The 26,701-nt window shown below is 64.0% G+C and carries 30 protein-coding genes and 1 pseudogene; 1 reads left to right on the top strand and 30 read right to left on the bottom strand.

Features of this window, described 5'->3' with window-relative positions:
- The 6 genes from ACSAMP_RS10350 to tsaE all read right to left on the bottom strand — a co-directional run.
- Window positions 1-249 (bottom strand): hypothetical protein (locus ACSAMP_RS10350; protein WP_457800403.1); only part of this gene is annotated, 249 nt, incomplete at its 3' end.
- A 296-nt stretch (window positions 250-545) separates the two neighbouring features.
- Entirely contained in the window at window positions 546-2,309 is a 1,764-nt protein-coding gene (locus ACSAMP_RS10345) for an Rqc2 family fibronectin-binding protein (protein ID WP_457800402.1), read from the bottom strand.
- A 45-nt stretch (window positions 2,310-2,354) separates the two neighbouring features.
- Window positions 2,355-2,789 (bottom strand): Mini-ribonuclease 3, encoded by a 435-nt coding sequence (locus ACSAMP_RS10340; RefSeq protein WP_457800401.1) that lies wholly within the window; start codon window positions 2,787-2,789, stop codon window positions 2,355-2,357.
- A 76-nt stretch (window positions 2,790-2,865) separates the two neighbouring features.
- The gene (gene upp / locus ACSAMP_RS10335) at window positions 2,866-3,501 is read right to left on the bottom strand and encodes a uracil phosphoribosyltransferase (protein ID WP_457800400.1); all 636 of its coding nucleotides are present in this window, start codon (window positions 3,499-3,501) and stop codon (window positions 2,866-2,868) included.
- Between the two features lie 15 nt (window positions 3,502-3,516).
- On the bottom strand, window positions 3,517-4,227 hold the full coding sequence (gene tsaB / locus ACSAMP_RS10330) for a tRNA (adenosine(37)-N6)-threonylcarbamoyltransferase complex dimerization subunit type 1 TsaB (protein ID WP_457800399.1): 711 nt from the start codon (window positions 4,225-4,227) through the stop codon (window positions 3,517-3,519).
- Between the two features lie 84 nt (window positions 4,228-4,311).
- Window positions 4,312-4,758, bottom strand: coding sequence for a tRNA (adenosine(37)-N6)-threonylcarbamoyltransferase complex ATPase subunit type 1 TsaE (gene tsaE / locus ACSAMP_RS10325; RefSeq protein ID WP_457800398.1), 447 nt, complete (start codon window positions 4,756-4,758; stop codon window positions 4,312-4,314).
- 125 nt (window positions 4,759-4,883) lie between these two features.
- On the opposite strand from tsaE, the gene ACSAMP_RS10320 reads away from it, so the two are divergent.
- The gene (locus ACSAMP_RS10320; RefSeq protein WP_457800397.1) at window positions 4,884-6,080 is read left to right on the top strand and encodes an FtsW/RodA/SpoVE family cell cycle protein; all 1,197 of its coding nucleotides are present in this window, start codon (window positions 4,884-4,886) and stop codon (window positions 6,078-6,080) included.
- Window positions 6,081-6,157: 77 nt separating this feature from the next.
- On the opposite strand, the gene rsgA is transcribed toward ACSAMP_RS10320, so the two are convergent.
- The 24 genes and pseudogenes from rsgA to ACSAMP_RS10200 form a co-directional block, all read right to left on the bottom strand.
- A complete protein-coding gene (gene rsgA, locus ACSAMP_RS10315; RefSeq protein ID WP_457800396.1) occupies window positions 6,158-7,036 on the bottom strand; it encodes a ribosome small subunit-dependent GTPase A in 879 nt (292 codons plus the stop codon).
- Between the two features lie 4 nt (window positions 7,037-7,040).
- Entirely contained in the window at window positions 7,041-7,673 is a 633-nt protein-coding gene (locus ACSAMP_RS10310) for a PASTA domain-containing protein (RefSeq protein WP_457800419.1), read from the bottom strand.
- Between the two features lie 99 nt (window positions 7,674-7,772).
- Window positions 7,773-9,005 (bottom strand): annotated as a pseudogene (locus ACSAMP_RS10305) (protein kinase domain-containing protein); the annotation flags it as partial.
- A gap of 76 nt (window positions 9,006-9,081) precedes the next feature.
- Window positions 9,082-9,804 (bottom strand): Stp1/IreP family PP2C-type Ser/Thr phosphatase, encoded by a 723-nt coding sequence (locus ACSAMP_RS10300; protein ID WP_457800395.1) that lies wholly within the window; start codon window positions 9,802-9,804, stop codon window positions 9,082-9,084.
- Window positions 9,805-9,852: 48 nt separating this feature from the next.
- Window positions 9,853-10,887, bottom strand: a complete 1,035-nt coding sequence (rlmN, locus tag ACSAMP_RS10295; protein WP_441795721.1) for a dual-specificity RNA methyltransferase RlmN — start codon at window positions 10,885-10,887, stop codon at window positions 9,853-9,855.
- A gap of 1 nt (window position 10,888) precedes the next feature.
- Window positions 10,889-12,220 (bottom strand): 16S rRNA (cytosine(967)-C(5))-methyltransferase RsmB, encoded by a 1,332-nt coding sequence (gene rsmB, locus ACSAMP_RS10290; protein ID WP_457800394.1) that lies wholly within the window; start codon window positions 12,218-12,220, stop codon window positions 10,889-10,891.
- Between the two features lie 33 nt (window positions 12,221-12,253).
- On the bottom strand, window positions 12,254-13,180 hold the full coding sequence (fmt, locus tag ACSAMP_RS10285; protein ID WP_457800393.1) for a methionyl-tRNA formyltransferase: 927 nt from the start codon (window positions 13,178-13,180) through the stop codon (window positions 12,254-12,256).
- On the bottom strand, window positions 13,177-13,677 hold the full coding sequence (gene def, locus ACSAMP_RS10280; protein ID WP_441795718.1) for a peptide deformylase: 501 nt from the start codon (window positions 13,675-13,677) through the stop codon (window positions 13,177-13,179). Before def ends, fmt begins: the two co-directional genes overlap by 4 nt.
- 29 nt (window positions 13,678-13,706) lie before the next feature.
- Window positions 13,707-16,166, bottom strand: a complete 2,460-nt coding sequence (gene priA / locus ACSAMP_RS10275; protein ID WP_457800418.1) for a replication restart helicase PriA — start codon at window positions 16,164-16,166, stop codon at window positions 13,707-13,709.
- A 96-nt stretch (window positions 16,167-16,262) separates the two neighbouring features.
- Window positions 16,263-16,493 (bottom strand): DNA-directed RNA polymerase subunit omega, encoded by a 231-nt coding sequence (gene rpoZ, locus ACSAMP_RS10270; RefSeq protein ID WP_186878386.1) that lies wholly within the window; start codon window positions 16,491-16,493, stop codon window positions 16,263-16,265.
- 52 nt (window positions 16,494-16,545) lie between these two features.
- The gene (gene gmk, locus ACSAMP_RS10265; RefSeq protein ID WP_441795716.1) at window positions 16,546-17,160 is read right to left on the bottom strand and encodes a guanylate kinase; all 615 of its coding nucleotides are present in this window, start codon (window positions 17,158-17,160) and stop codon (window positions 16,546-16,548) included.
- Window positions 17,151-17,423 carry an extracellular matrix/biofilm regulator RemA gene (remA, locus tag ACSAMP_RS10260; RefSeq protein ID WP_147562365.1) on the bottom strand — a complete coding sequence of 91 codons (273 nt, stop codon included), beginning with the start codon at window positions 17,421-17,423 and terminating at the stop codon, window positions 17,151-17,153. Before remA ends, gmk begins: the two co-directional genes overlap by 10 nt.
- Before the next feature lie 12 nt (window positions 17,424-17,435).
- Window positions 17,436-18,302, bottom strand: a complete 867-nt coding sequence (locus ACSAMP_RS10255) for a YicC/YloC family endoribonuclease (RefSeq protein WP_441796006.1) — start codon at window positions 18,300-18,302, stop codon at window positions 17,436-17,438.
- Between the two features lie 58 nt (window positions 18,303-18,360).
- The gene (locus ACSAMP_RS10250) at window positions 18,361-18,879 is read right to left on the bottom strand and encodes a hypothetical protein (protein ID WP_457800392.1); all 519 of its coding nucleotides are present in this window, start codon (window positions 18,877-18,879) and stop codon (window positions 18,361-18,363) included.
- Window positions 18,880-19,491 (bottom strand): J domain-containing protein, encoded by a 612-nt coding sequence (locus ACSAMP_RS10245; RefSeq protein ID WP_441795714.1) that lies wholly within the window; start codon window positions 19,489-19,491, stop codon window positions 18,880-18,882.
- On the bottom strand, window positions 19,488-20,354 hold the full coding sequence (locus tag ACSAMP_RS10240; protein ID WP_441795713.1) for a DUF5685 family protein: 867 nt from the start codon (window positions 20,352-20,354) through the stop codon (window positions 19,488-19,490). The genes ACSAMP_RS10245 and ACSAMP_RS10240 overlap by 4 nt, the downstream gene beginning before the upstream one ends.
- A 4-nt stretch (window positions 20,355-20,358) precedes the next feature.
- Window positions 20,359-20,787 carry a SoxR reducing system RseC family protein gene (locus ACSAMP_RS10235; RefSeq protein ID WP_457800391.1) on the bottom strand — a complete coding sequence of 143 codons (429 nt, stop codon included), beginning with the start codon at window positions 20,785-20,787 and terminating at the stop codon, window positions 20,359-20,361.
- Between the two features lie 40 nt (window positions 20,788-20,827).
- Complete coding sequence (locus tag ACSAMP_RS10230) at window positions 20,828-22,069, bottom strand: CdaR family protein (protein WP_457800390.1); 1,242 nt, start codon at window positions 22,067-22,069, stop codon at window positions 20,828-20,830.
- A complete protein-coding gene (gene cdaA, locus ACSAMP_RS10225; protein WP_457800389.1) occupies window positions 22,066-22,947 on the bottom strand; it encodes a diadenylate cyclase CdaA in 882 nt (293 codons plus the stop codon). Before cdaA ends, ACSAMP_RS10230 begins: the two co-directional genes overlap by 4 nt.
- Before the next feature lie 187 nt (window positions 22,948-23,134).
- Window positions 23,135-24,283: an aminotransferase class V-fold PLP-dependent enzyme gene (locus ACSAMP_RS10220; protein ID WP_457800388.1), complete on the bottom strand. Its 1,149-nt coding sequence runs from the start codon at window positions 24,281-24,283 to the stop codon at window positions 23,135-23,137.
- Window positions 24,280-24,534, bottom strand: a complete 255-nt coding sequence (locus tag ACSAMP_RS10215) for a putative Se/S carrier protein (protein WP_186878378.1) — start codon at window positions 24,532-24,534, stop codon at window positions 24,280-24,282. The genes ACSAMP_RS10220 and ACSAMP_RS10215 overlap by 4 nt, the downstream gene beginning before the upstream one ends.
- A 185-nt stretch (window positions 24,535-24,719) precedes the next feature.
- Window positions 24,720-25,199, bottom strand: coding sequence for a 2-C-methyl-D-erythritol 2,4-cyclodiphosphate synthase (gene ispF, locus ACSAMP_RS10210; RefSeq protein WP_457800387.1), 480 nt, complete (start codon window positions 25,197-25,199; stop codon window positions 24,720-24,722).
- 2 nt (window positions 25,200-25,201) lie between these two features.
- Window positions 25,202-25,933: a 2-C-methyl-D-erythritol 4-phosphate cytidylyltransferase gene (gene ispD, locus ACSAMP_RS10205; protein ID WP_457800386.1), complete on the bottom strand. Its 732-nt coding sequence runs from the start codon at window positions 25,931-25,933 to the stop codon at window positions 25,202-25,204.
- A gap of 89 nt (window positions 25,934-26,022) precedes the next feature.
- On the bottom strand, window positions 26,023-26,502 hold the full coding sequence (locus tag ACSAMP_RS10200) for a CarD family transcriptional regulator (protein ID WP_441795706.1): 480 nt from the start codon (window positions 26,500-26,502) through the stop codon (window positions 26,023-26,025).
- Window positions 26,503-26,701 lie beyond the last annotated feature (199 nt).

The following is a 26,701-nucleotide window of genomic DNA, read 5'->3' as shown; positions in this document are numbered from 1 at the left end:
GTCGATGCGCATCCCGCGCTCCACGCTCTCGGCTACCTCAATGGGGCTCTCGCTGGCCGCGGCGGGTACCGCCTTGGCGCTCTGCTCCACCAGGTCTGCCTGCGTCTCAGTCGTCAGCGCGGAACCGGAAAGGGCTCCGCTCTCCTCCTCTGCCAAGATGGGCGTGGTCTGCTCGGAAGCGACCCCCGCGCCCATCAGGAGGAGTAAGGCAAAGGCGCACAGCAGTGAGGATACTAGCTTGCGTATCATTGTCTACACTCCTACGGAAACAAATTTTGTCATAATTATGACAACCAAAAGCAACAGTTGTTACTTTTGTTACCATATTGTAACCAATCGTCCCCCTGGGCGCAAGGGCAAAACTGCCCATACTTCCCCCGCCAAACTTGTGGAAATTGTCTGAATGTTTTAAATTTTTCGGCTTTTTATCCCGGATACTGGGATTTTTTATTCTTTTTGGCCGATGAAAACAGGCCGGGAGCGCATAAAAATGACGCTGTTTCCGGGATGGAAAACAGCGTCATTTGTTTTTATGCAAACCAGGTTTACTTTACCCGCAGCCGCTTGACCAGCCCCTCGTCCGGGGTGACCCAGGCGGTCTCATAGGTGGTGTAGACCACCATGCCCGGGCGGGCCCCGGCGGGCTTTTTCACGTATTTCACCGGGGTATAGTCCACCGGGACCTTGCCCGACTCCCGACCCTGGGAGAACCAGGCGGCCAGACAGGCGGCCTCGTTCAGGCTCTGCAGGTCGGGCTGGGCCCCGCCGGTCCACAATATCACGTGGGAGCCGTGGATCTTCTGGGTGTGGAACCAGATGTCGCTCTTGAACGCCTGCTTGCAGGTGAGCAGGTCGTTCTGCACGTTGTTCTTGCCCACCGAGATGCGCAGCCCGGCGGTGGAGCGGAACTCCATGGGCTTTGGGCTCAACCGGCGGCCCTTGTCCTTCCCCTTGATCTGGCGGCGGAGATATCCCGTGTCCGCCAGCTCCTGGCGGATCTCCTGCAGGTCCCGTTCCCCCTCGGCCAGGGTGATGTTCTCCAGCACACTGTTCAGATAGTCCAGCTCCCGGCGGCCCTTCTCCAGCTGGATGGTCAGCATCTCCTCCGCAGTTTTCGCCTTGTTGTATTCCTTATAATATTTCGCCGCATTCTGCTGGGGGGTGAGCAGGGGGTCCAGCTTGATGTCCACTTCGGCCCCCTCCGGGTCATAGAAATCCAGCGCCCGCAGCGTGGCCATGCCGCGCTCCATGGTGTGGAGGTTGGAGGTGATGATGTCCCCGAACTGGCGCAGCCGCTCCCGGTCCTGGGTGGCGTCCAGCTCCCGCTGCTGGTTGGCGATCTTCCGGGCGGTGCGGTCCCGGGCGTTGGTCACGGAGCGGATCAGGTCCTGGCCCTTCTGGCGGATGCGCTCCTGATTTTCCCGCTGCTCATAGAACCGGTCCATCAGGGCGGAGAAGGTGGGGTAGGCGGCGCACGCCCCCGCCTCCTCATACTGCTCCGCCGGGAAGAAGGTGAAGTCCTTTGGCCGCTTTTCGATAGAGATCACAGTGGGCATAAAGCTGTTTTCCTTCACAGAATTTAACAGCATTTCCGCCGCCTCGGCCACCCGGACCCGGCCCTGGGGCCCCAGCTCGTCAAAGGTCACGTCCACCCGGCCCCCTGCCCGGAAGGCGATCTCCCGGCAGACCAGGGGCGACCAACCGCCGAAGGTATCCAGCAGCCAGTGGTCCACCCGGCTCTCCCCCGGGGCCTGCTCCACCTGGCGGAGCCACCCCTCCTCATCCAGAGCGGTGGGGTCGGCCTTGTCCATGGCGGGGGGCAGGCGGTAAAACAGGCCGGGCAGCAGCTGCCGCTGGGCGGACATGTCCCCGTCCACCCGGCGCAGGCAGTCCACGATGCGGCCCTGATCGTCCACCAGCACCAGATTGGCCCAGCGGCCCATAGCCTCCAGAATCAGGCGGCGCTCCTTCCGGTCCCCCAGCTCGTCCAGCACCTCCAGCCGCAGCTCCACGATGCGCTCCAGATGGGGCTGCTCCACGCTGAGGATGCGCCCACCCATCAGATGCTTGCGCAGCAGCATACAGAACATGGGGGGCGCGTCCGGGTTCTCCCGGGACAGCTCGGTCATTTGCAGCCGGGGGTGGTTGGGGCTGGCGGACAGCAGCAGCCGCCCGTTCCCCCGGCCCAGGCGCAGGGCCAGAATGATCTCGTCCCGCCCCGGCTGGTGGACCTTGTCGATCTTGGCCCCCGTCAAAATGGGCTTTAATTCTGCCACAACGCCGGACAGACACAGGGCGTCAAGGGGCATATTCCTTCACCTCGTTCGTTGTTTTCTGTAAAGTGTTTTTCCTATTCAGCCGTTCTCCTGCACGGATTTAGGCGCATCTGCCTCGCCCATCAGCACGGCAAACAGTTCGTTCAGGCGCTGGGTCTGGCCCTGGAGATAGAGCCAGCCGAACAGGGCCTCCAGGCCGGTGGCCGTCTGATACTCCCCCCGGCTGGCCGCCTTGGGCACGGAGTGGGGCGCGGTGTTCCGCCCACGGCGGAAGACCTCCTCCTCCTCCGGGGTGAGCATGGGCCGGATGCGCTCCATGGCCGCCGCCTGGGCGGGGGCCGCCACATATTTCACCGTGGCCCGGTGCAGGTCCTTGGCCTTGGCCTTCCCGTGGAGACACAGCCAGGAGCGGACCATCAGCTCGAACACCCCGTCCCCCAGGTGGGCCAGTCCCAGGCTGGACAGACCCAGCAGCTGGTCCCGGGGCATGTGCAGATCAAAATAGTCGGTCATTGTTCTTCCTCCACCCGCCTGCCATGAAAACGCGCCCCGGGATGTCTCTCCCGGGGCGCGGAGCAGGGACGGTTTTTTACTTGGTGCCGAAAATGCGGTCACCGGCGTCGCCCAGGCCGGGGACGATGTAGGCGTGGTCGTTGAGCTTCTCGTCAACGGCGGCCACATAGATGTCCACGTCGGGGTGCTCCTTCTGGATGCAGGCGATGCCCTCGGGGGCGGCGATGACGTTCATCAGCTTGATGTGCTTGCAGCCATAGCCCTTGATGAAGGTGATGGCGGCGGCGGCGGAGCCGCCGGTGGCCAGCATGGGGTCCAGGATGATAACGTCCCGCTCGGCGATGTCGTTGGGCATCTTGCAGTAATACTCTACGGGGACGTGGGTCTCGGGGTCGCGGTACAGGCCGATGTGGCCCACCTTGGCAGAGGGGATCAGATTCAGGATGCCGTCCACCATACCCAGACCGGCACGGAGGATGGGCACGATGGCCAGCTTCTTGCCGGCCAGGTGCTTGAAGGTGGCGGTGGCCACGGGGGTCTTGACCTCGATGTCCTCCAGGGGCAGGTCGCGGGTGGCCTCGTAGCACTCCAGGGCGGCGATCTCAGAGACGATCTCACGGAACTCCTTCACGCCGGTGCGCTCGTCCCGCAGGATGGTCAGCTTGTGCTGCAGCAGGGGGTGGTCCAGAACATGAACTTTCTCGTTAAACATGGCGATGCTCTCCTTTTATTGTTGAGATTTTTCCCGGGCAAGCCGCTCCCGTTCCGCCTGAGACAGGCGGTGATACTGGGGGACCAGCGCCCCGCCCTTGACCAGCTCGCCCCGGGCAGCCAGCTCTTCCGCCGCCCGAGCCACGCCCCAGGCGCTCTGCATACGCAGGTGCTCGGGGGCCAGGGTCATGGGTATCCCTTCTTCTGTCAAGGTATTATAGCACAGTTTGGCCCCATCTCCAACGACTATTTTCGAATTTTCATAATTTTTCAGCTCGGCGCCCAGCTCCTCCAACGAGACGGCCCGGTCCGGGGTCAGCCGCTCCAGCCCCGTGCCGGTGGCCAGGAACAGGGCGTTGTACACCTGCTTGCGCCGGGCGTCCATGGCGCAGACGATGAGGCTGCCCGCCATGTGGGCCAGGGGCCAGGCCATGGACTCCAGGGTGGAGCAGGGGGCGCAGTCCTTGTCCTCCGGCCAGGCCAGGCCCTTGACGGTGGCCACGCCGATGCGCAGGCCGGTAAAGGACCCAGGGCCCGCCGCCACAGCGATCACGTCCACCTGGTCCAGGGTGAGCTGGCTGTTGGCCAGCATGTCCCGCACCATGGGCAGCAGGGTCCGGCTGTGGGTCAGGCCGCTGTTCTGATAGGACTGGGCCACCAGCTCCCCGTCCCGGCACAGGGCGGCGGAGCAGGCGGTGGCAGAGGATTCCAAGGCTAAGATCATCATGTTTTATCCCACACTTCTTCTGGTTCTAGTTTCTGAGTCTGTTTTCCTTTCCCGCCCCCTGCGGGGGCAGAAAGCGAAAGACTTTTATGCTTCTGCGGTCAAATCGGGGCCGCCGGTGACGGAGATGACCCGCTGGTCGTCCTGCGCCCCCCGGCGGATGTCCACCCGGATGGCGTCGTCATCCAGGGCGTCGTCCACGTTTTCGCTCCACTCCACGGCGCACACGCCGCCCCGGGCCAGATAGTCCTCCCAGCCGATGTCGAACAGCTCGTCCGAGCTGCCCAGGCGATACATGTCAAAGTGGAACAGGGGCAGCCGCCCCCCCTCATACTCGTTGACGATGGTAAAGGTGGGGCTGGTCACCCGGTCCGGGATGCCCAGGCCCCGGGCCAGGCCACGGGTAAAGGCGGTCTTCCCCGCCCCCAGGTCCCCGGTGTAGGCGATCACCGCCCCGGGCTGGATCAGCTGCCCCAGGCGAAAGCCCAGGGCCTCGGTCTGCTCCTCCCCGGCGGTGGTATACTCTTTTGTCATGGGCGCGGCCTCCCCGTTCACAGAAAATTTTCAAATCGACTTTTATTATAGCACACCTTGGGTTTGCCTTTCCACTGAAATGTGATAAAATATATTGTCTAATTTTTCTCCAAGGAGGCGAGGACTTGTCTGCCCTGCTCTCTCCCTTTCGGGAGTTTTTTCAAAAAGGAGACCGCATTCTGCTCTCCCTGTGTCTGGCGGCCAGCGGCTTCGGCGTGATGCTCATCTACTCCGCCACCCGGTGGCAGCACGACTACAAAGAGGTGATCGTCCAGCTGGTGGCCATCTTCCTGGGCGTCATCGCGTATATGGTCATGACGTCGGTGGACTTTCAGCTCTTCACCGAAAAGAACTGGAAGGGTCTGCTCATCTTCAGCGTGGTCATGCTGCTGCTGCTGCTCACCCCCCTGGGGCTGTCTATTTACGGCAACCGGAACTGGCTCCAGCTGTCCAAGATCATCCCCAAGTTCCCCATGAACCTTCAGCCCAACGAGATCGACAAGCTGCCCTTTATCCTGCTGCTGTCCCTGCTCATCTGCCGCATCAAGGACCGGGGGATGGACATCAGTTCAATCCCCTCCGTCATGCGGATCGGCGGCTTCACCGTGTTCATGCTGGGCCTCATCGCCGCCATCTGCGGCGATATGGGCACCTGCGTGGTGTATATGATCATCTTTGTGGTCATGGCCTGGAGCGCCGGAGTGAAGGTCCGCTGGTTCGTCCTGGTTGGAGGCGTCCTGGTGGCCGCCGTGCTGATCCTGTGGTTCTTCATCCTTCCCGACACCGACCTGTGGGACAGCAACTATATCATCATGCGATTCCGGGTGGTGCTGGACCACAGCCTGGACCCCCAGGACAAGGGCTTTCAGCAGAGCCGTTCTATTCTGGCCATCGGCTCCGGCCAGCTCTTTGGACAGGGGCTGCTTCACGGCATTCAGACCCAGGCCGACTACAGCAGTGCCCTCCCTGCCCGGGACACCGACTTCATCTTCGCCGTCTGCGGCGAGGAGTTGGGCATGGTGGGCTGCCTGGCCCTGCTGACCCTGCTGTTTCTCATCGTCCTGCGGTGCGTGTGGGTCAGCCGCCGGGCCAGCTCCCCCTTCTCCGCCTATGTGTGCATGGGCATGGCGGGGATGCTGCTGGCCCAGATCTTGCTGAACGTGGGCATGTGCCTGTATGTGCTGCCCGTCATGGGCTTGACGCTCCCCTTCATCAGCTATGGCGGCTCGTCCATCATCACCCTGTTTGCCGCCATGGGCATCGTCTCCAGCGTGAAGGCGCGAATGCTGCCCAGCTGGCTGCGGAACCAGAGCAACGCCTGAGCGTAACAACCTGAACAACAGAAAAACGCCCGTGTCTCCTGAACTGTTCAGAAGACACGGGCGAATTTTTATTTATTTTATTTTCTCTCCCAGTCGGGAATGGCCTTGGCCTGCTCATACAGGCGGACATAGCTGGCGTGGCGGGTGGGCTGGATCTCCCCCCGCTTCAGGGCGGCCAGCACGGCGCAGCCCTTCTCCTTCACGTGGGCACAGTCCTGAAACTGGCACTGGTCCACATAGGGCGCAAACTCCGGGAAGCACCGGGCCAGCTCCTCTTTCCGCATCAGTTCCATGCGGTCCACGTCGAAGGAGGAGAAGCCCGGGGTGTCCGCCACCACCGCCCCGCAGCCCAGGCGGAACAGCTCCACGTGGCGGGTGGTGTGGCGGCCGCGGCCCAGCTTTTCGCTCACGTCCCCGGTGGCCAGGTCCACCTGGTCGTCCAGGGCGTTTAAAATGCTGGATTTCCCTACGCCGGAGTTGCCTGTAAAGGCAGATACCTTTCCGGCAATAAGGGCGCGCAACTGGTCCATGCCCTCCCCCGTCTGGGCGCTGACCTTCAGGGTGGGGAAGCCCGCGGCGGTGTAGATGGCCGCCAGGTCATCCCCCGGCTCTAAGTCGCACTTGTTCACGCAGATGACGCAGGGGCAGTCACGGCTCTGGGCGATGGCGGCCACCCGGTCAATGAGAAACGGGTCGGTGACTGGGATGGCCTGGGAGGCGATGATGACCAACTGGTCAATGTTGGCCACCGCCGGGCGGAAAAACTGATTTTTCCGGGGAAGGATGCGGTCTAAGGAGCCGCTGCCGTCCCCCAGGGGGGTAAACTCCACCCGGTCTCCCACCAGGGGGGTGACCTTTTGGTGGCGGAGCTTGCCCCGGCCCCGGCAGGTGGTGACGGTCTGGCCGTCGTCCACATAGTAAAAGCCGCTGAGGGCCTTCATGATGATCCCTTCCATGGCGTTACCCGGCCAGCGTGACGGAGAAGGTACTGCTGCGTACCCCATCGAAATAAACGGTGAGGGTCTTGGTCTCCCCCGCTGTGCCGGTGACGGGCACGGAGACGGAGGTGTTCATGGCGGCATCCACGCTCTCGTCAAAGATGACCTGGCCGTCCATGATGACCTGAACGCTGACGCTCTGACTGCTGACAGGCAGGTCGATGTCCACGTTCTGGGTCACTTCCTTGGGGGCGCTGGCGGGGTCGGGGCCCTTGCTGATCTGCAGGTTCACCTTGGTGCCAGCGTCCACCTGGGTATAGGCGGCGGGGTACTGGCCCACCACTTTTCCGGCCTCCACCGTATCGCTGTAGACCTCATCGGTTTTGCCCACGGTCAGGTTCATGGTGTTCAGGTCGCTGGTGGCCTGCTCCAGGGTGCGCTCAGACAGGCTGGGCACGGCGACCTGCTCCGTCTTTGGGCCCAGGCTGATGACCAGCTGGACCTTAGTGCCCGGGGCAACAGGGGTGTCCACCAGAGGGGTGAAGGAGATGACGTGGTCCTTGGGCACCTCCTTGTCATTTTCATAGGTGGCGGTGATGTCGCCCGTTTTAATGCCCACCCGATCCAGCTCGATATAGGCCTGGCGATATTCCATGTCGGCCAGATTGGGCATGCTGTTTACCTGGGGCCCGGCGCTGACGGTGACGGTGATCTCCGTCTTGTCGGCGCTGACGCTGCTGCCCGCCGATGGGGACTGGTCCAATATGGTACCCGCTTCCGAGTCATCCTCCTCCACTTCCCCTTGGACCACAGTAAAGTGGTCTTTCAGCAGGGCAGAGTCCTGGATCACGTCCTCGTACAGCTGGCCCTTCAGATTGGGCACCTGATAGCCCTGGGGCTGGGACAGCATCCCGGAGAACAGGGTGCGGTAGAGTACCACGCCCACCACCAAGATGAACAGCAGGATGCCCGCTGCCCCGGCGATCATGCCCCAGCGGGGCCCCCGGGGCCCTGGCTCGTCCTCTGCCTCCTCATAGGGGAGGGAGTCGGGCCCGGGGACCCGGCGGCGCTCGCTATAGGTGCGGCTGCCCCGGCCTGTCCCTCCGTGGATGGGGGTGACGGGACGGATGCGGGTCTTGTCCTCGTCGGGCTCCTCAGGGAGGAACTCGTTGACGTTATAGTCAAAGTTGATGTTGGGGTTCTTGCGGAACTCCTCCAGGTCGGCCAGCATCTCCCCGGCATCGGCATAGCGGTCGTCCGGGTTGGGGGCCATGGCCTTCATGGTGATCTCCTCCAGAGCCTCGGGGATGGTGGGGTCGATCTCCCGCGGCGAGAGGGGGATGGAATTGATGTGCTGGATGGCCACGGACACGGCGGTGTCCCCCTCAAAGGGCAGCCGCCCGGTAATCATCTCATACAGCACCACGCCGGCGGAGTACAGATCGCTGCGGGCATCGATGTGGCTGCCCCGGGCCTGCTCCGGGGAGATATAGTGGACGGAGCCCAGGGCCTCCTGGGTCAGGGTGCTGTGTCCGCCGGAGGCCACCCGGGCGATGCCGAAGTCGGCCACCTTCACGCTGCCGTCCCGCAGCACCATCACGTTGTGGGGCTTGATGTCCCGGTGGATGATGCCCCGGCTGTGGGCGTGGCCCAGGGCCTTCACGATCTGGGTGATGAAGTGCAGGGCCTCCCGCCAGTTCAGCTTCCCCTTTTTTCTGCATATACTGCTTCAGGGTGATCCCGTCGATGAGCTCCATGACGATATACTCTATGTCAGAAGAGCGGCTCACGTCATATACCGCCACAATGTTGGGGTGAGACAGCATGGCCACAGCCTGGGACTCGTCGTGAAAGCGGCGGCGGAACTCGGCATCCTGGGCCAGGTCCTCCCGCAGGATCTTCACCGCGACCAGCCGGTTCAGCCGGTGGCACCGGGCCTTATACACCTTGGCCATCCCGCCGGTGCCGATGAGCTCCAGGATCTCATATCGGTTGTCGAGTAATTTACCTATGTACTGATCCATGGTAAATCTCCTCCTTTTCAATCAGCATCATTGTTCCGGTCAGCAGCGCATGAGCACCACCGTCACGTTGTCCGGCGCGCCCCGGTGCAGCGCCACGTCCAGTAGCCGCTGGCAGCAGGCCTCGTCCTCGCCGCCGTGGATGACCTCATAGAGGATCTCCTGGTCGGTGACCACGTTGCTCAGCCCGTCGCTGCACAGCAGCAGATAGTCCCCCGGGGCCACGTCCTGCTCAAAGCAGTCGGCCAGCAGCACCGGCTCGGCCCCCAGGGCCCGGGTGATGAGATTTTTGTGGGGGTGGTTCCGGGCCTGCTCCCTTGTCAGCTCCCCCCGCTGGACCATGTCCTCCACCAGGGAGTGGTCCCGGGTGATGCGAGTGATGCCCTCCTGGGTGATGTGATAGGCCCGGCTGTCCCCCTCGTTAAGGAGGACGGCCTTCCCGTTCCCCGCCAGGGCGGCCACCAGGGTGGTGCCCATGCCGGTGCAGTCCGGGTCGTCCACCGCCTTTTGGAACACCCCGTCGTTGGCGTGGGCGGCGGCGGTCTTCAGCCATTTCTGGGGGTCGTCCCCCGGCTGGCCCTGTTCCTCCAGCTTGCGCATGAACAATTCCACCGCCATAGAGCTGGCCACATTTCCGGCCCGGGCCCCGCCCATGCCGTCGCAGACCACCGCAAGGCCCCGGCCGTCCTCCAGCTCCCGGACGGCATAGGCGTCCTGGTTCTGCTGGCGCACGGCGCCGCGGTGGGTGATTCCCCATAGTTTCATGGAACTTCTTCCTCTTTTCCGCCGGGGTCCCGGCTTCTGATCGGCCCGTCAGGGCTGAGACTGGCCCTCTTTCATGGCCTTTCGTCTCAATTGGCCGCAGGAGGCGTCGATGTCCCCGCCCAGCTTTCGCCGCACCGTCACGGTGACGCCGTGGCGCTCCAGCCGCTTTTGAAAGGCGGCCACCCGGCGGCTGGGCTTTAGGGGACTCTCCTCCACGTCGTTCAGCGGGATCAGATTCACATGACCGGGGGTGCCCTTCAACCGGCTGGCCAGCAGGTCGGCCTGCCAGTCGCTGTCGTTCACCCCGTCGATCATGGCGTATTCATAGGAGATGCGCCGCCCGGTGGTCTGGAAATACCGGCGGCAGGTGTCCATCAGCTTCTCCACCCCCACGGAGCGGTTCACCGGCATGATCTTGGACCGGGTCTCGTCGTCCGGGGCGTGGAGGGATACGGATAATGTTAATTGTAACCCACGTTGGGCCAGTTTGTCAATTTTGTCTGTCAGTCCGCAGGTGGACAGGGAGATGTGCCGCATGCCGATGTTCAGCCCCTCCGGGTGGTTGACCAGGGTGAGGAACTTCATCACCGTGTCAAAGTTATCCAGGGGTTCCCCGATGCCCATCAGGACGATGTTGGAGACGGGCTCCCCGCTGTCCAGCTGGGTGAACAGCACCTGGGCGATCATCTCCGCCGGGGTCAGGTCCCGGACCTTGCCCGCCAGGGTGGAGGCGCAGAAGGCGCAGCCCATGCGGCAGCCCACCTGGCAGGAGATGCACACGGTGTTCCCGTGCTTATAGCGCATGAGCACTGTCTCGATGCAGTTGCCGTCGGAGAGCTCCCACAGATATTTGATGGTCCCGTCCAGCTTGGACACCTGCTTCCGGGCCACCTTGGGCACGGTGAGGAAGCACTGCTCCGCCAGCTTCTGCCGCAGGGCCTTGGACAGGTCGCTCATCTCGTCGAAGGAGGTCACGCCCCGATAGAGCCAGTGGAAGATCTGCTTGGCCCGGAAGGCCGGTTCCCCCTGCTCCTTCAGCCAGGCGGCCAGTTCCTCCGGCGTCATAGACCCAATATCGACCACGTTATCCCTCCTCCCTTCTCATCTTGCTAATAAAGAAGCCGTCCGTCCCGTGGCGGTGGGGCCACAGGGTCACGCTTCCGCCCTGTACCAGTCCAACGGGCCCAGGCAATGGAAAGGCTTCCGCCTTGTAAGAGTTGTTCTCCGCTAAGAAGGTCTCCACCACCTCGCCGTTCTCCCGATACAGCAGGGTGCAGGTGGAGTACATCAGCGTCCCTCCCGGTTTCACGTAGCGGGCGGCGTTGCGCAGGATGTCCAGCTGCACGGCGGGCAGGTCGGCCAGAGGGGCCGGGTCCTTATAGCGGATGTCCGGCTTTTTGCGGATGACGCCCAGACCGGAACAGGGGGCGTCCACCAGCACCAGGTCGAAGGCGTTCTCCCACTCCGGGCGGAACACCTTGCCGTCGGCGGTCTTTGGACTAATGATGGTCAGACCCAGCCGGTCCGCCCCGGCCTGGATCAGCTTCTTTTTGTGGGGGTGCAGGTCGCAGGAGACGATCTCCCCCTGGTTTTCCATGGCGATGGCTGCGGCGAAGGATTTCCCTCCCGGGGCGGCGCAGCAGTCCAGCACCTTCATGCCCGGCTTGGCTCCGGCGGCCAGCACCGACAGGCGGGAGGCCGGGTCCTGAACATAGAACAGTCCCTGCTGAAAGGCCTCCAGCCGCTCCAGATCGCCGGTGCGGTGGAGCAACAGGCAGTTCTCCAGCCAGGGATGGGGCTCCGCCTCCACGTGGTCGGCCTCCAGCATCGCTTTCAGCTCCTCCGCCGTGGTCCGGGTGGTGTTCACCATCACGGCGGTGGGGGGCTGGCTGTTGTCGGCGGCCAGCATCTGGGCAGTCTCCTCCTCCCCCAGTGACAGGATAAACTCCTTTACAAGCCACTCCGGGTGGGAGTACAAGGTGGACAGATAGGCCACCGGGTCCCCCTGGGGGATGACGGGCATGTTTTGCAGGCTGCGCTCCATGCTGCGCAGGATGCCGTTGACCATCCCGGCGGCCCTTGGGTTCTTGCAGCGGGTCTTCACCAGGGTCACGGCGCTGTTCACCGCCGCGCTGTGGGGGATGCGGGTGAGGAACAGCATCTGATAGGCCCCCAGGCGCAGGGTCTGGACCACCTTTCCCTCCATCCGCTTCAGGGGGATGTTGGAGAATTTCGAAAGGTAAAAGTCCAGCAGCATCTGGTTTTGCAGCACGCCAAAGCACAGCTGGGTGGCCAGTGCCGCGTCCCGTCCAGACAGCTCCGCCGCCGCAAGCTGTTTTTTCAGCGCTCCGTCGGACCATCCCCCCTGCCGCTGGCAGACGTTCAGGGCCAGCATGGCCGCTTCCCGTGCATCCATAGTGGTTCCTCCTCGCGTTCCTGTTCTCTCTCGTCAGTCGATGTGAATGGGGTGTCCCCGCAGATAGTCCGTCGCCGCCATCCGGCGGCTGCCCGGGGCCTGAAGCTCTAAGATCCGCAGCACGGCTCCGTCGCCGCAGGCCACGTCGATGCCCTCTTTCCCCGCGGCCAGCACCGTGCCGGGGGCCTTTTTCGTAGTCTCCCCCGTCAGTCGGGAGGCAAAGACCTTTACCGGCTGGCCCGTCAGAATATCCGTGGATGTGGCGGGCCAGGGGTCCAGACCCCGGATCTTGTCGTGGATGGCCTGGCCGCTCTGGGTCCAGTCGATGGGCGACAGGGCCCGGGACAGCATGGGGGCATAGGTCACCTGGTCCGGGTCCTGGGGGGTGCGCTGAGCCGTTCCGGCGGCGATGTCCGCCACCACCTGCACCAGCAGCTCCCCGCCCAGCTGGGCCAGCCGGTCATGGACCTGGCCCACCGTCTCCTCCGGGCCGATGGGGGTGCGCACCTGGGCGATGACGTCCCCGGCGTCCAGCTCGTGGGCCATGTGCATGATGGTCACCCCCGTCTCCTTGTCCCCATTCACCACCGCCCAGTGGATGGGGGCGGAGCCGCGGTACTTGGGCAGCAGGGACGAGTGGACGTTGATGCAGCCCTTGGGGGGCAGCGCAAGCATCTCGTCGGGCAGTACCTGGCCATAGGCGGCCACCACCACCAGCTCCGGGGCCAGCGAGCGCAGCTGCTCCAGGGCAGCGCCGTCCCGCAAGGTCTCGGGCTGGAACACGGGGATGTCGTGGGCCAGGGCGCTGGCCTTGACGGGGGTGGGCTTGGTCTTGTTCTGGTGGCGGCCCACCGGCTTGTCCGGCTGGCTGAACACGCCGCACACCTGGTGTCCGGCGGCCACCAGGGCCTCCAGGGAGGGGACGGCAAAGTCCGGGGTGCCCATAAATACAATTCTCATTCTTCGATCTCCTGGGCTTCCATGATCTCGTCCAGCTCGTCGCTGGTATAAAGCCGGTCACACAGCTCGCTGTACAGGTGGCCGTCCAGGTGGCTCAGCTCGTGGCAGAAGCAGCGGGCGGTGAGGCCGGTGCCCTCCACCTCGAACCAGGCGCCGGTGCGGTCCTGGGCCTTCACCTTCACCCACTCCGGGCGCTTGACATAGCCCCACTTGCCGGGCAGAGACAGGCAGCCCTCCAGGCCCTCCTGCTCCCCCTCCTGGGCCAGGATCTCCGGGTTCACCAGTTCCAGCATCTCGTCCTGGTCGTTGACCACGATCACCGCCCGGCGGAGGATGCCCACCTGGGGGGCGGCCAGACCCACGCCGTTGGCCTTGGCCAGGGTCTCCTTCATGTCGTCCAGCAGATCGGCCAGCTTCTGGTCAAAGCTGGTCACGGGGTGACAGACCTTGTGCAGCACCGGCTCGTCCTCGCCGGTGAGAATGGTACGAATCGACATAATGACTCTCCTTCGTGTGTTAAAATCAGCTATAGTAGGGGTCCAGGTCGGCGTATACCGACACCCCCCGGTTCCCTCCTGTCCCGGCGGGCCGCCCGCAGCAGGTGGGCGATCAGCTCCCGGGTGGGGCGGTCATTCCGGCCCGTCAGGGTCAGGCGATAGCGATAGCGGTTGTTCACCTTGGCCACCGCCGCCGGGGCGGGGCCGAATATCCGGGTCTCGCTCCCCCGCAGGGCCTGGTCCATGGCCTGGCGCAGGCGCATACAGCACCGGAGCACCGCCCCCTCGTCCAGGCCGGAGGCGGTGAGCACGATCACGTCCCGGAAAGGGGGCAGCCCCCGCAGACGGCGCATCTCGATCTCCGTGGCGTAAAAGTTTTCATAGTCCTGTCTGGCGGCAAAGCGGATCACGTCGTTGTCCGGGGTGAAGGTCTGGATCACCGCCCGGCCCTGCTTCTCTCCCCGTCCGGCCCGGCCCACCACCTGGGTGAGCAGGGAGAAGGTCCGCTCCCCCGCCCGGATGTCGTCCACATACAGGGAGAGGTCGGGGGCCACCACGCCGACTAATGTGACGTTTTCAAAATCCAGGCCCTTGGCCACCATCTGGGTCCCCACTAAGATGGGCACGTTCCGCTTGCGGAAGCGCTCCAATATCTCCTCGTGGGGGTGGGCGGCGGAGATGCAGTCGGTGTCCATGCGCAGCACCTCCACCCCGGGGAACTGCTCCTCCAGCTCCTCCTGCACCCGCTGGGTGCCAAAGCCGATGAAGTTCAGCTGCCCCCCGCACTCGGGACAGGCCCTGGGCAGGGGCTGGGAGAAGCCGCAGTGGTGGCACATCAGCCGCCCGTTGGCCGAGTGATAGGTCAGCTTCACCGAGCGCCGGGGGCACTCGGGCACCTGGCCGCACTCCCCGCAGGAGACCATGCGGCTGGCCCCCCGGCGGTTGAGAAACAGAATAGACTGCTCCCCCCGCATCAGGTTGTCCTCCAGCTCCCGGCGGAGCCTGGCGCTGATGGTCCCGGCGTTGCCCTGGCGCAGCTCCTGCTTCAGGTCCACCAGAATGACCTCCGGCAGGGGCTTTTGGTTAAAGCGCTCTTTCAGGCAGAACAGGGATATCTGCCCGGACCTGGCCTGGTGCATGGTCTCCAACGACGGGGTGGCCGAGCCCAGCACCAGCAGGGCGTTGTGCTGGACGCAGCGGTATTTGGCCACGTCCCGGGCGTGGTAGCGGGGGACGTTTTCCGACTTATAGCTGCTCTCCTGCTCCTCGTCCAGGATGATGAGTCCCAAATTGGGCACGGGGGCGAATACCGCCGAGCGGGTGCCCACCACCACGTCGGCGTCCCCCCGCCTGGCCCGCTTCCACTCGTCATACCGCTCCCCCGCCCGCAGGGAGCTGTGGAGGACGGCCACACGCTTTCCAAAGTGTGAGGCGAATATCCTTAACAGCTGCGGCGTGAGCACGATCTCGGGCACCAGCACCAGGGCCTTTTTCCCCCGGGAGAGCACCTGGCGAATCAGCTGGATATACACCTGGGTCTTGCCGCTGCCCGTCACGCCATACAGCAGGGCCGCCGCCGGTTTTCCCCCGCGGGCCAGGGCGTCCAGGCCGTCCACCGCCCGCTGCTGCTCGTCGTTGAGCACCGGAGGCTGGGCCGGGTCTACATCATCCAGGGGGGCGCGGCGGAGCACCTCCCGGCTGGACAGGGTGAGGATGCCGCTCTTCTCCAGCGACTTGATGGTGGGCATGGATGCCCCGGTGAAGTAGCACAGCTCTTTTGCCGAGGCGCTGCCCAGGGTACACAGCAGTTCGGTCACCGAATAGCGCAGAGGGGCGGACTTTCTCCGGGGGGTGACCATGGCCATGGCGTCCTCCGCCGGGATGGCCAGCTGGGCCAGCTTCTCCGTCTTGTCCCCCACCCCACGCTGGGTGCTGGTCTCCAGGGCGGCTGCCCCGGCATCGATGAGCTGCCGGATGGAGGGGTTGGGGTCCTTGGCCCCAAAGGCCAGGCGGATCTGCTCCATGTCCCCGCTGCCACCCCAGTCCTCCAGCAGGGCCAGCAGGCGCTCTGCCCCGGCGTGGCCGCGAATGGCGGCGCGGACCTCCTCATGGCTGTGCTCCGGCGTCAGCGTCACGCAGTCCCGCAGGGCGTAGTATAATCCCGCAGGGAGCATGGCCTTGACGCAGTCGTACACCGTGCAGAAATACCGCTCCCGCATCCACAGGGCCAGCTGAATGGCGCTGTGGTCCAGCACCGGGCCCTCGTCCAGCCGGGCCAGGATGGCCTTTAAAGCCTGCCCACCCTCGGGGGCCTGCTCCAGGGACAGGACGATGCCGTCCGACCCCCGGTTGCCGCCGCCGAAGGGCACCAGCACCCGCATTCCGGGCTCCAGCGTCCCCTCCAGCTCCGGGGGGACCAGATAGTCATAGGGCTTGTCGATGGCATAGATGGCCTTGGCCACCGCCACCTTGGCAACGCTGCGCCCCATCCCGGTCACTCCCTTCTCCTCTGTATGGGGACGGACCCGTCCAGGAACAACACAAAAGCAAGCACAGGGGGACCCCTCCGCTTGCTTTTGTAGGTCTTAGTCGTGGGTCTCTTCTTCCGTGGTCTCGTTCTCCTGGTCCTCGGGGGCCTCCAGCTTGCCGTCGGCCACCTCCTGGATGGCGATGCTGACGGGCTTCTCGTCCAGGGGCTCGCCGGCGGCCTCGGCCTCGGCGGCGATCTCCCGGGCCCGGTGGGCCACCACGTTCACCAGTTCATAGCGGCTGGGGATCTTCTCCAGCAGGTCCTTCATAGCGGGATAGAGCATCATAGCGCAAAACTTCCTTTCTTCTTTTCCAAACAATATCAAAGAAACCCCGGCCTCAGGCGAACTGAGACAGGATCTGGCTTCTGTTTTCCACGCGGCACTCCGCCGCCGTCAGGATGGACTCAATCTCCCCCACGGCGTTGGAGACCTTGTCGTTGATGACCAGATAGTCATACTTGGGGATCTCCCGGAACTCGATCTTGGCCTTCTCCAGCCGCCCGGCGATCACGTCCTCGCTGTCGGTGTTCCGGCCATGGAGGCGGCGGGACAGCTCCTCGAAGGAGGGCGGGATGATGAAGATGAACAGGGCGTCGGGGCAGCGCTCCCGCACCTTGGCCGCGCCCTGGACCTCGATGTCCAGCAGCACATCGTGGCCCGCGTCCAGCTGGTCCCGGATGGCCTTGAGGGAGGTGCCGTAGTAGTTGTTCACATACTCGGCATACTCCAGCAGCTCGTTGTCGGCGATCATCCGCTCGAACTCGGCCCGGTCCACAAAGTTATAGTTCACGCCGTCCTGCTCCCCCACCCGGGGCTTCCGGGTGGTGTAGGACACGGAGAAATAGATGTTGTCCCGCTGGCCCATCAGCTCGGCGATCACCGTGCTCTTACCCACGCCCGAGGGGCCGGACAGCACAATCAGCTGACCCTTGATCTTCTTTTTTACTCCCATTCCGCTTCCTCCTCTTCTCCGCCGTCCTTCTCCCCGGCCAGGCGGTTGGACACCGTCTCCGGCTGGAGGGCGGACAGCACCAGATGGTCGTTGTCCATAATGAGCACCGCTCTGGTGCGGCGGCCATAGGTGGCGTCGATGAGCACACCCCGGTCCCGGGCCTCCTGCACCATGCGCTTGATGGGCGCGGAGTCCGGGCTGACGATGGCGATGAGCCGCCCCGCGGCCACCATGTTGCCAAACCCGATGTTGATGAGCTTCATCCGCCCGCCTCCTTACTCAATGTTCTGGACCTGCTCCCGGATCTTCTCGATCTCGGCTTTGATGTCCACCACGTGGCGGGCGATGTCGATGTCACTGCACTTCGAGCCGATGGTGTTGGCCTCCCGGTTGAACTCCTGGATCAAAAAGTCCAGCTTCCGTCCGGTGGCGCCGCCCTTGTCCAGCATCTCCCGCAGCTGGCCGATGTGGCTGCGGAGACGGACGGTCTCCTCGTCCACGGCAACTTTGTCGGCGAAGATGGCCGCCTCGGTGAGGATGCGGGCGGGGTCCAGCTGGGTGTTGGACAGCACCTCGGTCATCCGGGCCTCCAGCTTGGCGCGGTACTCCGCCACCGTCTGGGGGGAGCGCTCCTCCACCAGGGCCACCTTGTCCTCGATGGTCTTGGCCCGGCTGAGTACGTCATCCTTCAGCCGCTGGCCCTCTCGGCTGCGCATCTGGTCAAAGTCGGCCAGGGCCCGGTCCAGCACAGAGCAGATGTCTTTGGCCATCTGCTCCACGTCCTCCTCCGCCTTCTCTGCCAGCAGCACGTCGGGGAAGCGGGACAGCAGGGACACGGAGATGTCCCCCGCCAGGTCATAGTCCGCCGCCAGCTGCTTCAGGGCGGCATAATAGCCGTCGGCCACCGGCTTGTTCACCGACACCTGGACCTTCTCCGCCCCGGCGTTGTCCAGGGTGACGAACACGTCTACCTTTCCCCGGGAAATGGTATTCTGAATGCGGCTCTTCATGGCCTCCTCCGCGAACAGATAGAGGCGGGGCAGGCGGATGTTGCAGTCCAGATAGCGGTTATTCACCGAGCGCAGCTCCACCGTGATGGTGCAGCCGTTTACCGTCTCCTCTGCCCGGCCATAGCCGGTCATGCTCTTGACCACATCGGTCACTCTCCTTTTATGTGTGTATGAAGGCTGCGTCTCGCCGTCAGGGCAGACGGCGCAGCAGCAAAGCGATCAGCCGGGACAGGCCCACGTCGTACAAAACGAAGACCAGGTTGCCCAGCCCGTACAGCACGGGCAGTCCCCCGCCCAGCCACGCGGGCAGGGTTGGGAACAGCAGCTGACGAAACAAAAACCAGAATAGGGTGAGCACCCCATTGAAGTAGACCAGCTTCAGGGCCCACTCCGCCACGCGGCGGTCCATAGACTCCAGCCGGGCCTTTACCATGGGATACAGCCCGAAAAAGACCAGGTACAGGGCAGCCGCCCCCTTGTCAGGGGTCAGCAGCAGGCCCAGCACGCCGGAGGCGGCCCAGCACAGATAGCCAGCCCCTCTCCCCGCCGTCAGCACCGCCACCACCGGGCCCAGGCCCGCCAGAGCGGACAGACCCAGCCGGCCCGAGGGGGCCATCCCGGCCACCCACAGCAGGGCCAGACTCACCGCCGCCAGCATCCCGCACAGGGCGGTGCGGCCGCTTTTGCCCCTGGGAACTCTCGCTTTCATTTAGCAGGAACCTCCGCCGCACAGGCAGTTCAGGCACAGCATGGTGGTGCAGCAGTCCAGGCCGTCCACCGTGGTCCCGGTACCATAGGGCCGATAGCCGCCGCTGCGCTGCTGGAGCATAGCCAGGGCCTGGCGATACTCCATGTTCCCCGGCTCCATCTGCACGGCCAGGGTAAAGTTCTGGGCCGCTTCGTCCAGCCAGCCCTTGCGATAGGCGATGCTGCCGCTGAGGAAATACCACTCGCCGCTCTTCTGGGGCACCTCATACAGCAGGCGCTCCGCCCCGGCCAGGTCCCCGGCATTGATGAGATTCCGCACCCGGGCATAGGTGGGATTGTTCCCCGCCCCGCCGGAGGAATAGCCGGTCTGATAGCCCCCGCCATAGCTGCCGCCGCTGGGCTGCTGCTGATAGCCGCCGCCCCCGGCACGCTGCTTGGTGATGGCGTCATAGGCCTCGTTGATCTCTTTCATCTTCTCCTCGGCCAGGTCGGCCAGGGGGTTATTCTGATAGTTGTCCGGGTGATACTTTCGCGCCAGCTCCCGATATGCCTTTTTGATCTCGTCGTCGCTGGCGCTCTGACTCACGCCCAGAACGCTGTACGGGTCTTTCATTGGCCTCTACTCCATATCTTTTGTTTTTTTATCTCGGCCCAGCTGCCGTCGAACACGGCCCGCTGCACCAGGGGAAGTCCCAGATAGATCAGATTCTCCAGCAGGGCCGTCCGGCAGCCGAACTCCCCCAGCTGAAAGGCCGCGCCCATGCGGTCCAGGGAGGCGTCCAGCGTCTGCTTCAGCAGCCCGTCGTCCCCCTCCGGCCCAAATCGGGCCGCCACAGGGTTATAGCGCCCGTCGGCCAGGTCCTCTGCCAGGTCGTCCCGGGCGTCTATCAGATAGATCCAGCGACCCAGGTGATAGAGCAGCTGCTCCAGTACCCGGTGCCGGGGGTCATCCACAGGAGCGGCGCTTTGCAGCAGCCGGGCGAAGGTATCCGCCGCCCGGTCCATGGAGGGGCAGTTTTCCCGCTCTAAGGCGGCCAACTCCTCCAGGCAGCCCTTCACCGTCCGGTCAAACTCTGGCCGCAGCCGGGCTGCCTTGCGATAGGCGGGGGTCAGCAGCAGGCCCAGAGCCCGGGCGGGCAGGCCGCCCAGCTTGTCCTTGTCCTCCGCCGCGTCCCGCAGCTGCCACCAGGCTAGGATCACGCTCTCGTCCGCCGCCAGCTTCAGGGCCGGGCTGTCCGGGCACATGGGCTTTTTCACCAGCAGATTGGCGTGACACCGGCCCCGGCAGGGGGTGAATTTCTCCTCCGGCTGCCACAGCAGCAGGGTGAGAAAGGTAAAGTCGAAATTCAGCAGCATGGGGGCGATCAGGCCGAAGCGCCGCCGCAGACAGCGGCACAGGCCGCAATAGGTGGCCCGGTACAGGTCGAAGTCCTTGCACTTCAGCTCTGGCCGCACCGGGCGAACATAGCCGAACACCCTCTCAGCTGCGGGTGAGCCGCTTCAGGATCTGAAACTCCGGCTTTTTGCTGCGGGTCATGGCCCGGTTCAGCAGCACAGCGGGGAGAAAGCCCACCACCAGGCCCGCCGCAGCCGTGGCCATGGCGGCCATGTCCCCCAGCTTCAGCAGACTTTGCCCCAGGACATAGCCCAGGCCCAGGCCCACACAGGGCAGCAGGAACACGATGATTGAGGTGCTGATGTTCCGCCCGTCGGCGGGGGTCACCTCCACCACGTCCCCCTGCTTAGCCCCCACCGGATTACTGGCCAGGGCCAGGATCTCTTCCTTTGGCTTCTGGCCGCATCCGGCGCAGGCCCCGTCGCAGTGCAGGCCGCACTCCATCTGCCGCAGCAGAGAGACCTCTGCCACACCGTCGCTGATGATTTTTTTTACGATCGCATTTTGAACCATGGTTTGCCTCCAATGAGAATTACCGCTAAGATACGCCGCTTTACCGACTGACGTTGACGACTACGGTATAATCGCCGATCACACCCACTGAGCTGTCGGCATTGAGATAGACCTTTACTTTGGACGCAGGCACGGAGTACAGCCCCGTAAAATCCACGTCAGACAGGTCGGCCACAATACTCAGCTGGCTGGCATCGATATTGTTCAGATCCTCCTGCTTCCCCCGCACCTTCACGGTGCGCACCTGGGTGGCCAGGGTCACCTGGTAGCCGTCGGGGATATTCACCATCTGGATGTTGTCCACATCAAAGCTGCGGGTATCCAGGCCGTTTACCGTGACGGTGACGGTGGCGCTGGTGCTGCCGGTGACGTTCTCCAGACTGGCATCCAGGTCGATGGGGAAGGTGAAGGTGTTGGTGCCCACCACCTTGGACAGGTCCACGCTGCCCAGGGATATCTCGTTCAGGCTCTCCATGTCGCTCTCTGCGCCGGAGACCATCGGAGACTTGGGATTGATCTCATAGGTGATGTCGTCGGTAGTGGCTCCCCCGCCGGGCTGGAAATTCACTGTCAAGGGGACATCCTTTACAACGACCACCGGCAGGACTACATAGGCGGTGGGAGAGTCCAGGGTGACCTCTGCGTCAGTGATCTGTTCCCCATTTTCATCCAGCAGGATCAGAGGCAGGTCCCCGGCAAAACGCTGGTCCAGGTCTTCCGTCTCCAGCACGGCCACTACCTTTTTCACCCGGCTGACCTGCTCGGCAGGTCCGCTGACCACAACGGTCTCCGGGTTGATGGCGGGGGTCCCGGCCTGATAGCCGTCGGCCACCGTGCCCTTGAGCTGGAATTCTACGTTAAAGGAACTGGTATATAGCTTCTCCACCGTCACTGTAATGGTCTCCGGGTCCCGGTCGATGGTGACGATGCTGTCTGTATTGATATTTACCGGCCAGTTGGGGGTATATACCAGTTTGTTTTCCCCCTCGGTGCATTTGGACACGTCCAGCGTTACCGACAGGTCCTTTCGGCTGCGGGACAGACTGTCCAGCACGCTGGCCGGACCCTCTATACGCAGGTCCACCGTGTTCTGGGACAGGTTGGCCACGGTGAGTCCCTGGCGGGTGAGGACGGTGCTGCCGGTGATCTCCACGGGGACGTGGTAGAACCAGCTGGTCTGCGACGGGTCCAGTTCCGCCCGGACATACAGCCAGAACAGCACGGCCAGCAGCACGGACATGAGGATGTTCAGCCACTTGCTCTCTCGGATGTGCTCCATCATTGCTGGTTCCCCTCCTTCCGGCCCCAGCCAAACAGTTGATTGAACAGGGTGATCTGGGAGGGCTTCTTCTCCTCCTGGGCATCGGACATCAGCTCGTTATGCAGCAGGCGTTTCAGCGTCTCCGGGGCCAGATGCCGCTTGAGCATCCCGCCCACGGCGGCGGAGATAGAGCCGGTCTCCTCCGACACGATGACCACCACCGCGTCAGAGTGCTCGCTCATGCCGATGCCCGCCCGGTGGCGCATGCCCAGGTCCCGGCTGAGGTTCACGTTGCCGGACAGGGGCAGCATACAGCCCGCCCCCACGATGCGCCCGTTGCGGACGATGACCGCCCCGTCGTGAAGGGGTGCTTTGTTCCAGAACAGATTCTTCAGCAGCTCGCTGGATACGGCGCAGTCCAGGGCGGTGCCCGTTTTGATCACGTCGTCCAGCAGGTTCTGCCGCTCGAAGACCATCAGCGCCCCCACTTTATCCCGGGACATGTCGGTGTAGGCCTCCACGGTCTGGTCGATGGCGGACTCTAAGTCCATGGGGGAGGTACGGGAGGCGGCGAACACCTGACCCAGGCTGCTGCTGCCCATCCGCTCCAAAAAGCGCCGGATCTCCGGCTGGAACAGGATGACCAGCACCAAAAAGCCCCATTCCACCAGCTTGTTCAGCAGGAAGCTGGTGGCCGTCAGGTGCATGGCGGAGGACAGCCACATAGACAGCATCAGGATCAGAATGCCCCGCAGCACCCGCCCGGAGCTGGTCTTGCGCAGCATCCACAGCAGGCGGTGGATCACCAGGGACAAAATGGCAATGTCCAGAATGTCCGCCACGCCCACCCGGATCATGGGCAGGCTGGACTGCAAAAGCATCTGTACGTTGTCCAACATGGCCCTCTCCCCCTCTCGTGACCGGTCTCCCCTCCCCGGGGCCAAATAGCCATACGGGGAGATTTTATTCATAAAACTTATTATACGATATTCCGCCCCGCTTGGCAACACGAAACCGGGATGGGAAGATGAAAATTTCTTAAACTTTTCGTTTCTATGCAAAAAGCAAGGAGGGACGAGCAACTCCTCACTCATCCCTCCTAACTCCTCTCTCTGTCACCGGGTCATGGCCCGCACTGTCTGAAGAAAGCGCTCCCACCTCCCACTCCCGGCTGAAGGCGGACAGGCTGGCCCGGACGGTGCCAGTGTCCAGGGTCCCCGCCGTCTCGTGGGTCAGGGGGGCACAGTGGAGCCCGGCTCTAAGGGCAAAGCCCCGGTCTGCCAGGGTCTCCCCCACCTCCTCACAGTCCCGGTCCGGCAGCCGGAAGGACAGCACCCCCGCCTGGTGCTCCCCCTCGGGGGCATAGAAGCACTCCACGCCGGGCAGCCGGGCCAGGCCCTCCCCCAGCTGGCGGAGCAGGCGGCCCTCCCGCCGCGCGATGGTCTCCGGCCCTAAACGGCGGACAAAGCGCAGGCCCTCCCGCAGTCCGGCGATGCCCGGGAGGTTGTGGGTCCCCGGCTCGGCCCGGTCCGGGAGAAAGTCGGGCATCTCCTGGCGGACAGACTCGCTGCCCGTGCCCCCCTGGATCAGCGGCTCCGGCGTTCGGGCGCACAGCAGAAGGCCCGTCCCCTGGGGGCCGTACAGCCCCTTGTGCCCGGGCATGGCGACAAAGTCCGCCCCCAGGGCCTGAAAGTCCAGGGGCAGGGCCCCCGCCGACTGGGAGGCGTCCACGATCAGGGGCACACCCCGCTCCCGGCACAGGCGGGCGATTTCTTCCATGGGCAGGATATAGCCGAACACGTTGGACACGTGGGTACACACCGCGACCTCCGCCCCCAGGTCCAGCTGCTCCCGAAAGGCGGCCACCATGGCCTCCGGCCGAAACAGCGGGGCACGGGCGACGAGCAGCTTGGCGTTTCGGGCGTGGAGGGGCCGGGTGACGGCGTTGTGCTCATAGCCGGACAGGGCCACCCTGGCTCCGGGGCGCACCAGGGTCCCAATGGCCAGATTCAGGCCGTGGGTGGCGCTGGCGGTGAAGACCACCTGTTCCGGGGTGGGGACATGAAACAGGGCGGCGGCCTCCTCCCGGCAGGAGAAGGCAACTTTGGCCGCCTCCATGGCCGGACGGTGTCCGCCCCGCCCGGGGCTGGCCAGCTGGCGGATGGCCCGGGTGGCGGCCATGGCCACCTCCGGCGGTTTTTGCAGGGTGGTGGCCGCGCTGTCCAAATAGATCACAGCTCCACCTCCTGATAGCTGCCCGCTCCGGCGGTGATGAAAATGCGTTTTGGGGTCAGGTCCGCCCGCTGGAGCACCAGAAGGGCCTCCGGCAGGCTGCGCTGGGAAATTTTCACAGAATGGCTGCACCCCTCCCCCGCAATGCTCTTTGGCGAACGCAGGACCCGGGCCGTGATTCCCGTCCGCTCCAAAGCGGCTGCGGTCCGCTGGGCATAGGTCAGGGAGCGGCATACAATGAGATAATAGAGCATAACTCTGGTTCCTTTCTGCGGGGCGGCCTGTGCCGCCCTTTTGTGGAAGGGGCTGCGCGGAAGAGTTTCCTCTCCGCTCTCATGCTATGCCGCTTTGTTCCGTCCCGTGTCTCCCAGAAAAACCAGAGATGAAAAACGGCTGCCCCGGGGGTCGTATTCCCGCAGGGCAGCCGAAACAGCTCGATTTACTTTTCTGACGGCTCCAGCAGAGCCACCGCGTGGGCGGCCATGCCCTGGCCCAGGCCGGTAAAGCCCAGGCCCTCCTCGGTGGTGGCCTTCACGTTCACCTGCTCCGCTGTCACATTCATGTGTCGGGCCAGGTTGTCCCGCATCTGGCCGATGTGGGGGGCCAGCTTGGGCCGCTGGGCCAGGATAGTCGCGTCCACGTTGCCCACCTGCCAGCCCTTCTCCCCCAGCAGGGCCACCACATGGTCCAGCAGGACCAGGCTGTCCGCCCCGGCATAGGCGGGGTCGCTGTCCGGGAAGTGGCGGCCAATGTCCCCCAGCCCGGCGGCCCCCAGCAGGGCGTCCATCACCGCGTGGGTGAGCACGTCCGCGTCAGAGTGGCCCAGCAAGCCCTTTTCAAAGGGGACCTCTACCCCGCCCAGGATGAGCTTTCGCCCCTCCACCAGCTTGTGTACGTCATAGCCGTGTCCGATGCGCATGTTCAGCTTCCTTTCACTCGGTTCTCTAAAATGGCCTGCCCCAGCAGCAGGTCAAAGGGGGTGGTGATCTTGATGTTCTCCCGGCTGCCCTGGGTCAGGGTGACGGGCATCCCCAGCCGCTCCACGGCGGCGCAGTCGTCGGTGAGGTTCTCCCCGTCGGCAATGGCCTTCTCCAGTGCGGCCCGGATCAGTCCGGCCTCAAAGATCTGGGGGGTCTGCACCGCCCGCAGGTCCTCCCGGTCCACCGTGCCGGTGGACACGCCGTCCTTCATGCGCTTGATGGTGTCCGTCACCGGGAGGGCGGGGGCCGCCGCCCCCGTCCGGGCGGCCTGGGCCACCGTCTCGGCCAGCACCTCCGGCGGTAGCAGGGGCCGGGCTCCGTCGTGGATGGCGATCAGCTCCGCCTCCGGGGATACCTCGTGGAGCCCGGCCAGCACGGAGTTGGTCCGCTCGCTGCCCCCGGCCACCACCTTTTTCACCTTGTCCAGGCCATACTCCTGGCACAGGCGGCCCACCTCCACCAGCAGGTCGGGCCGGGTGACCACCACGATCTCGTCCACGGCGGGGCTGTCCTGAAAGACATACAGGGTGTGGACCAGCACAGGCAGCTCGCCTAACGGGGCCAGCACCTTGTCGATGCCCCCCATCCGCCGGGCGGAGCCCGCCGCCACGATCACCGCGGCGCAGGTCTGGGCGGGCTGTTTTTTCGCGAAGATGGACTTCAGTCCTGCCATATCGTTTTCCTCCAAATTAGGGTCGAGACAGCGGAAAAGGAGCCGTCGGCTCCTTTTCTTTGCGTCACACTATGCACCGCGGCCCGGCGTTATGCCAGGGCGGTGTCCAGCTGGGCCTCCACCGTCTCATAGCTCAGGCTTTTGGACAGCACCAGCTCCGAGATCAAGATCTGCCGGGCGGAGTGGAGCATCTTCCGCTCCCCCGTGGACAGACTGCGCTTGGCGTCCCGCAGGGTCAGGCCCTTGACCACCCGGGCCACCTCCAGCAGGTCGCCGCTTTTCAGCCGCTCCATGTTCTCCCGATAGCGGCGGTTCCAGTTGGCGGTCATCTCTACCTGGATCGACGGGATGGCAGCCAGCACCCGGTCAGCCTGGTCCGGGTCTACCACCGGACGCACGCCGATCTCCTCGCTGCCCTGGGTGGGGATCATCACGATCATGGAGCTTTTCGCCAGCTTCATAATGTAGTACTCCTGCACCACGCCGCCTACTTTCTTCTGCACCACGCTCTCTAACACGCCGGCACCGTACATCGGATGCGCGACCTTGTCCCCAATTTGGAACGACATTTTGCACCTCCACTTCGTCCAACAGCCAAAACTACCTGAATTTTCTCCTTTATTATAGCAATTTAAACCGATTTTTGCAAGCAAAACTAAAAATTTTACATGAATGAACGAAATTTTGGCGAAAAAGAGGAAAAAATATCCCGGCTGTCGTGACAACAGCCGGGATATTTTGTGTTTTGTTGGAAAAGCCGGGAGAGAA

This window comes from Flintibacter sp. SJQ-8, from assembly GCF_054108085.1.
This window is presented reverse-complemented; position numbering and strand designations above follow the sequence as displayed.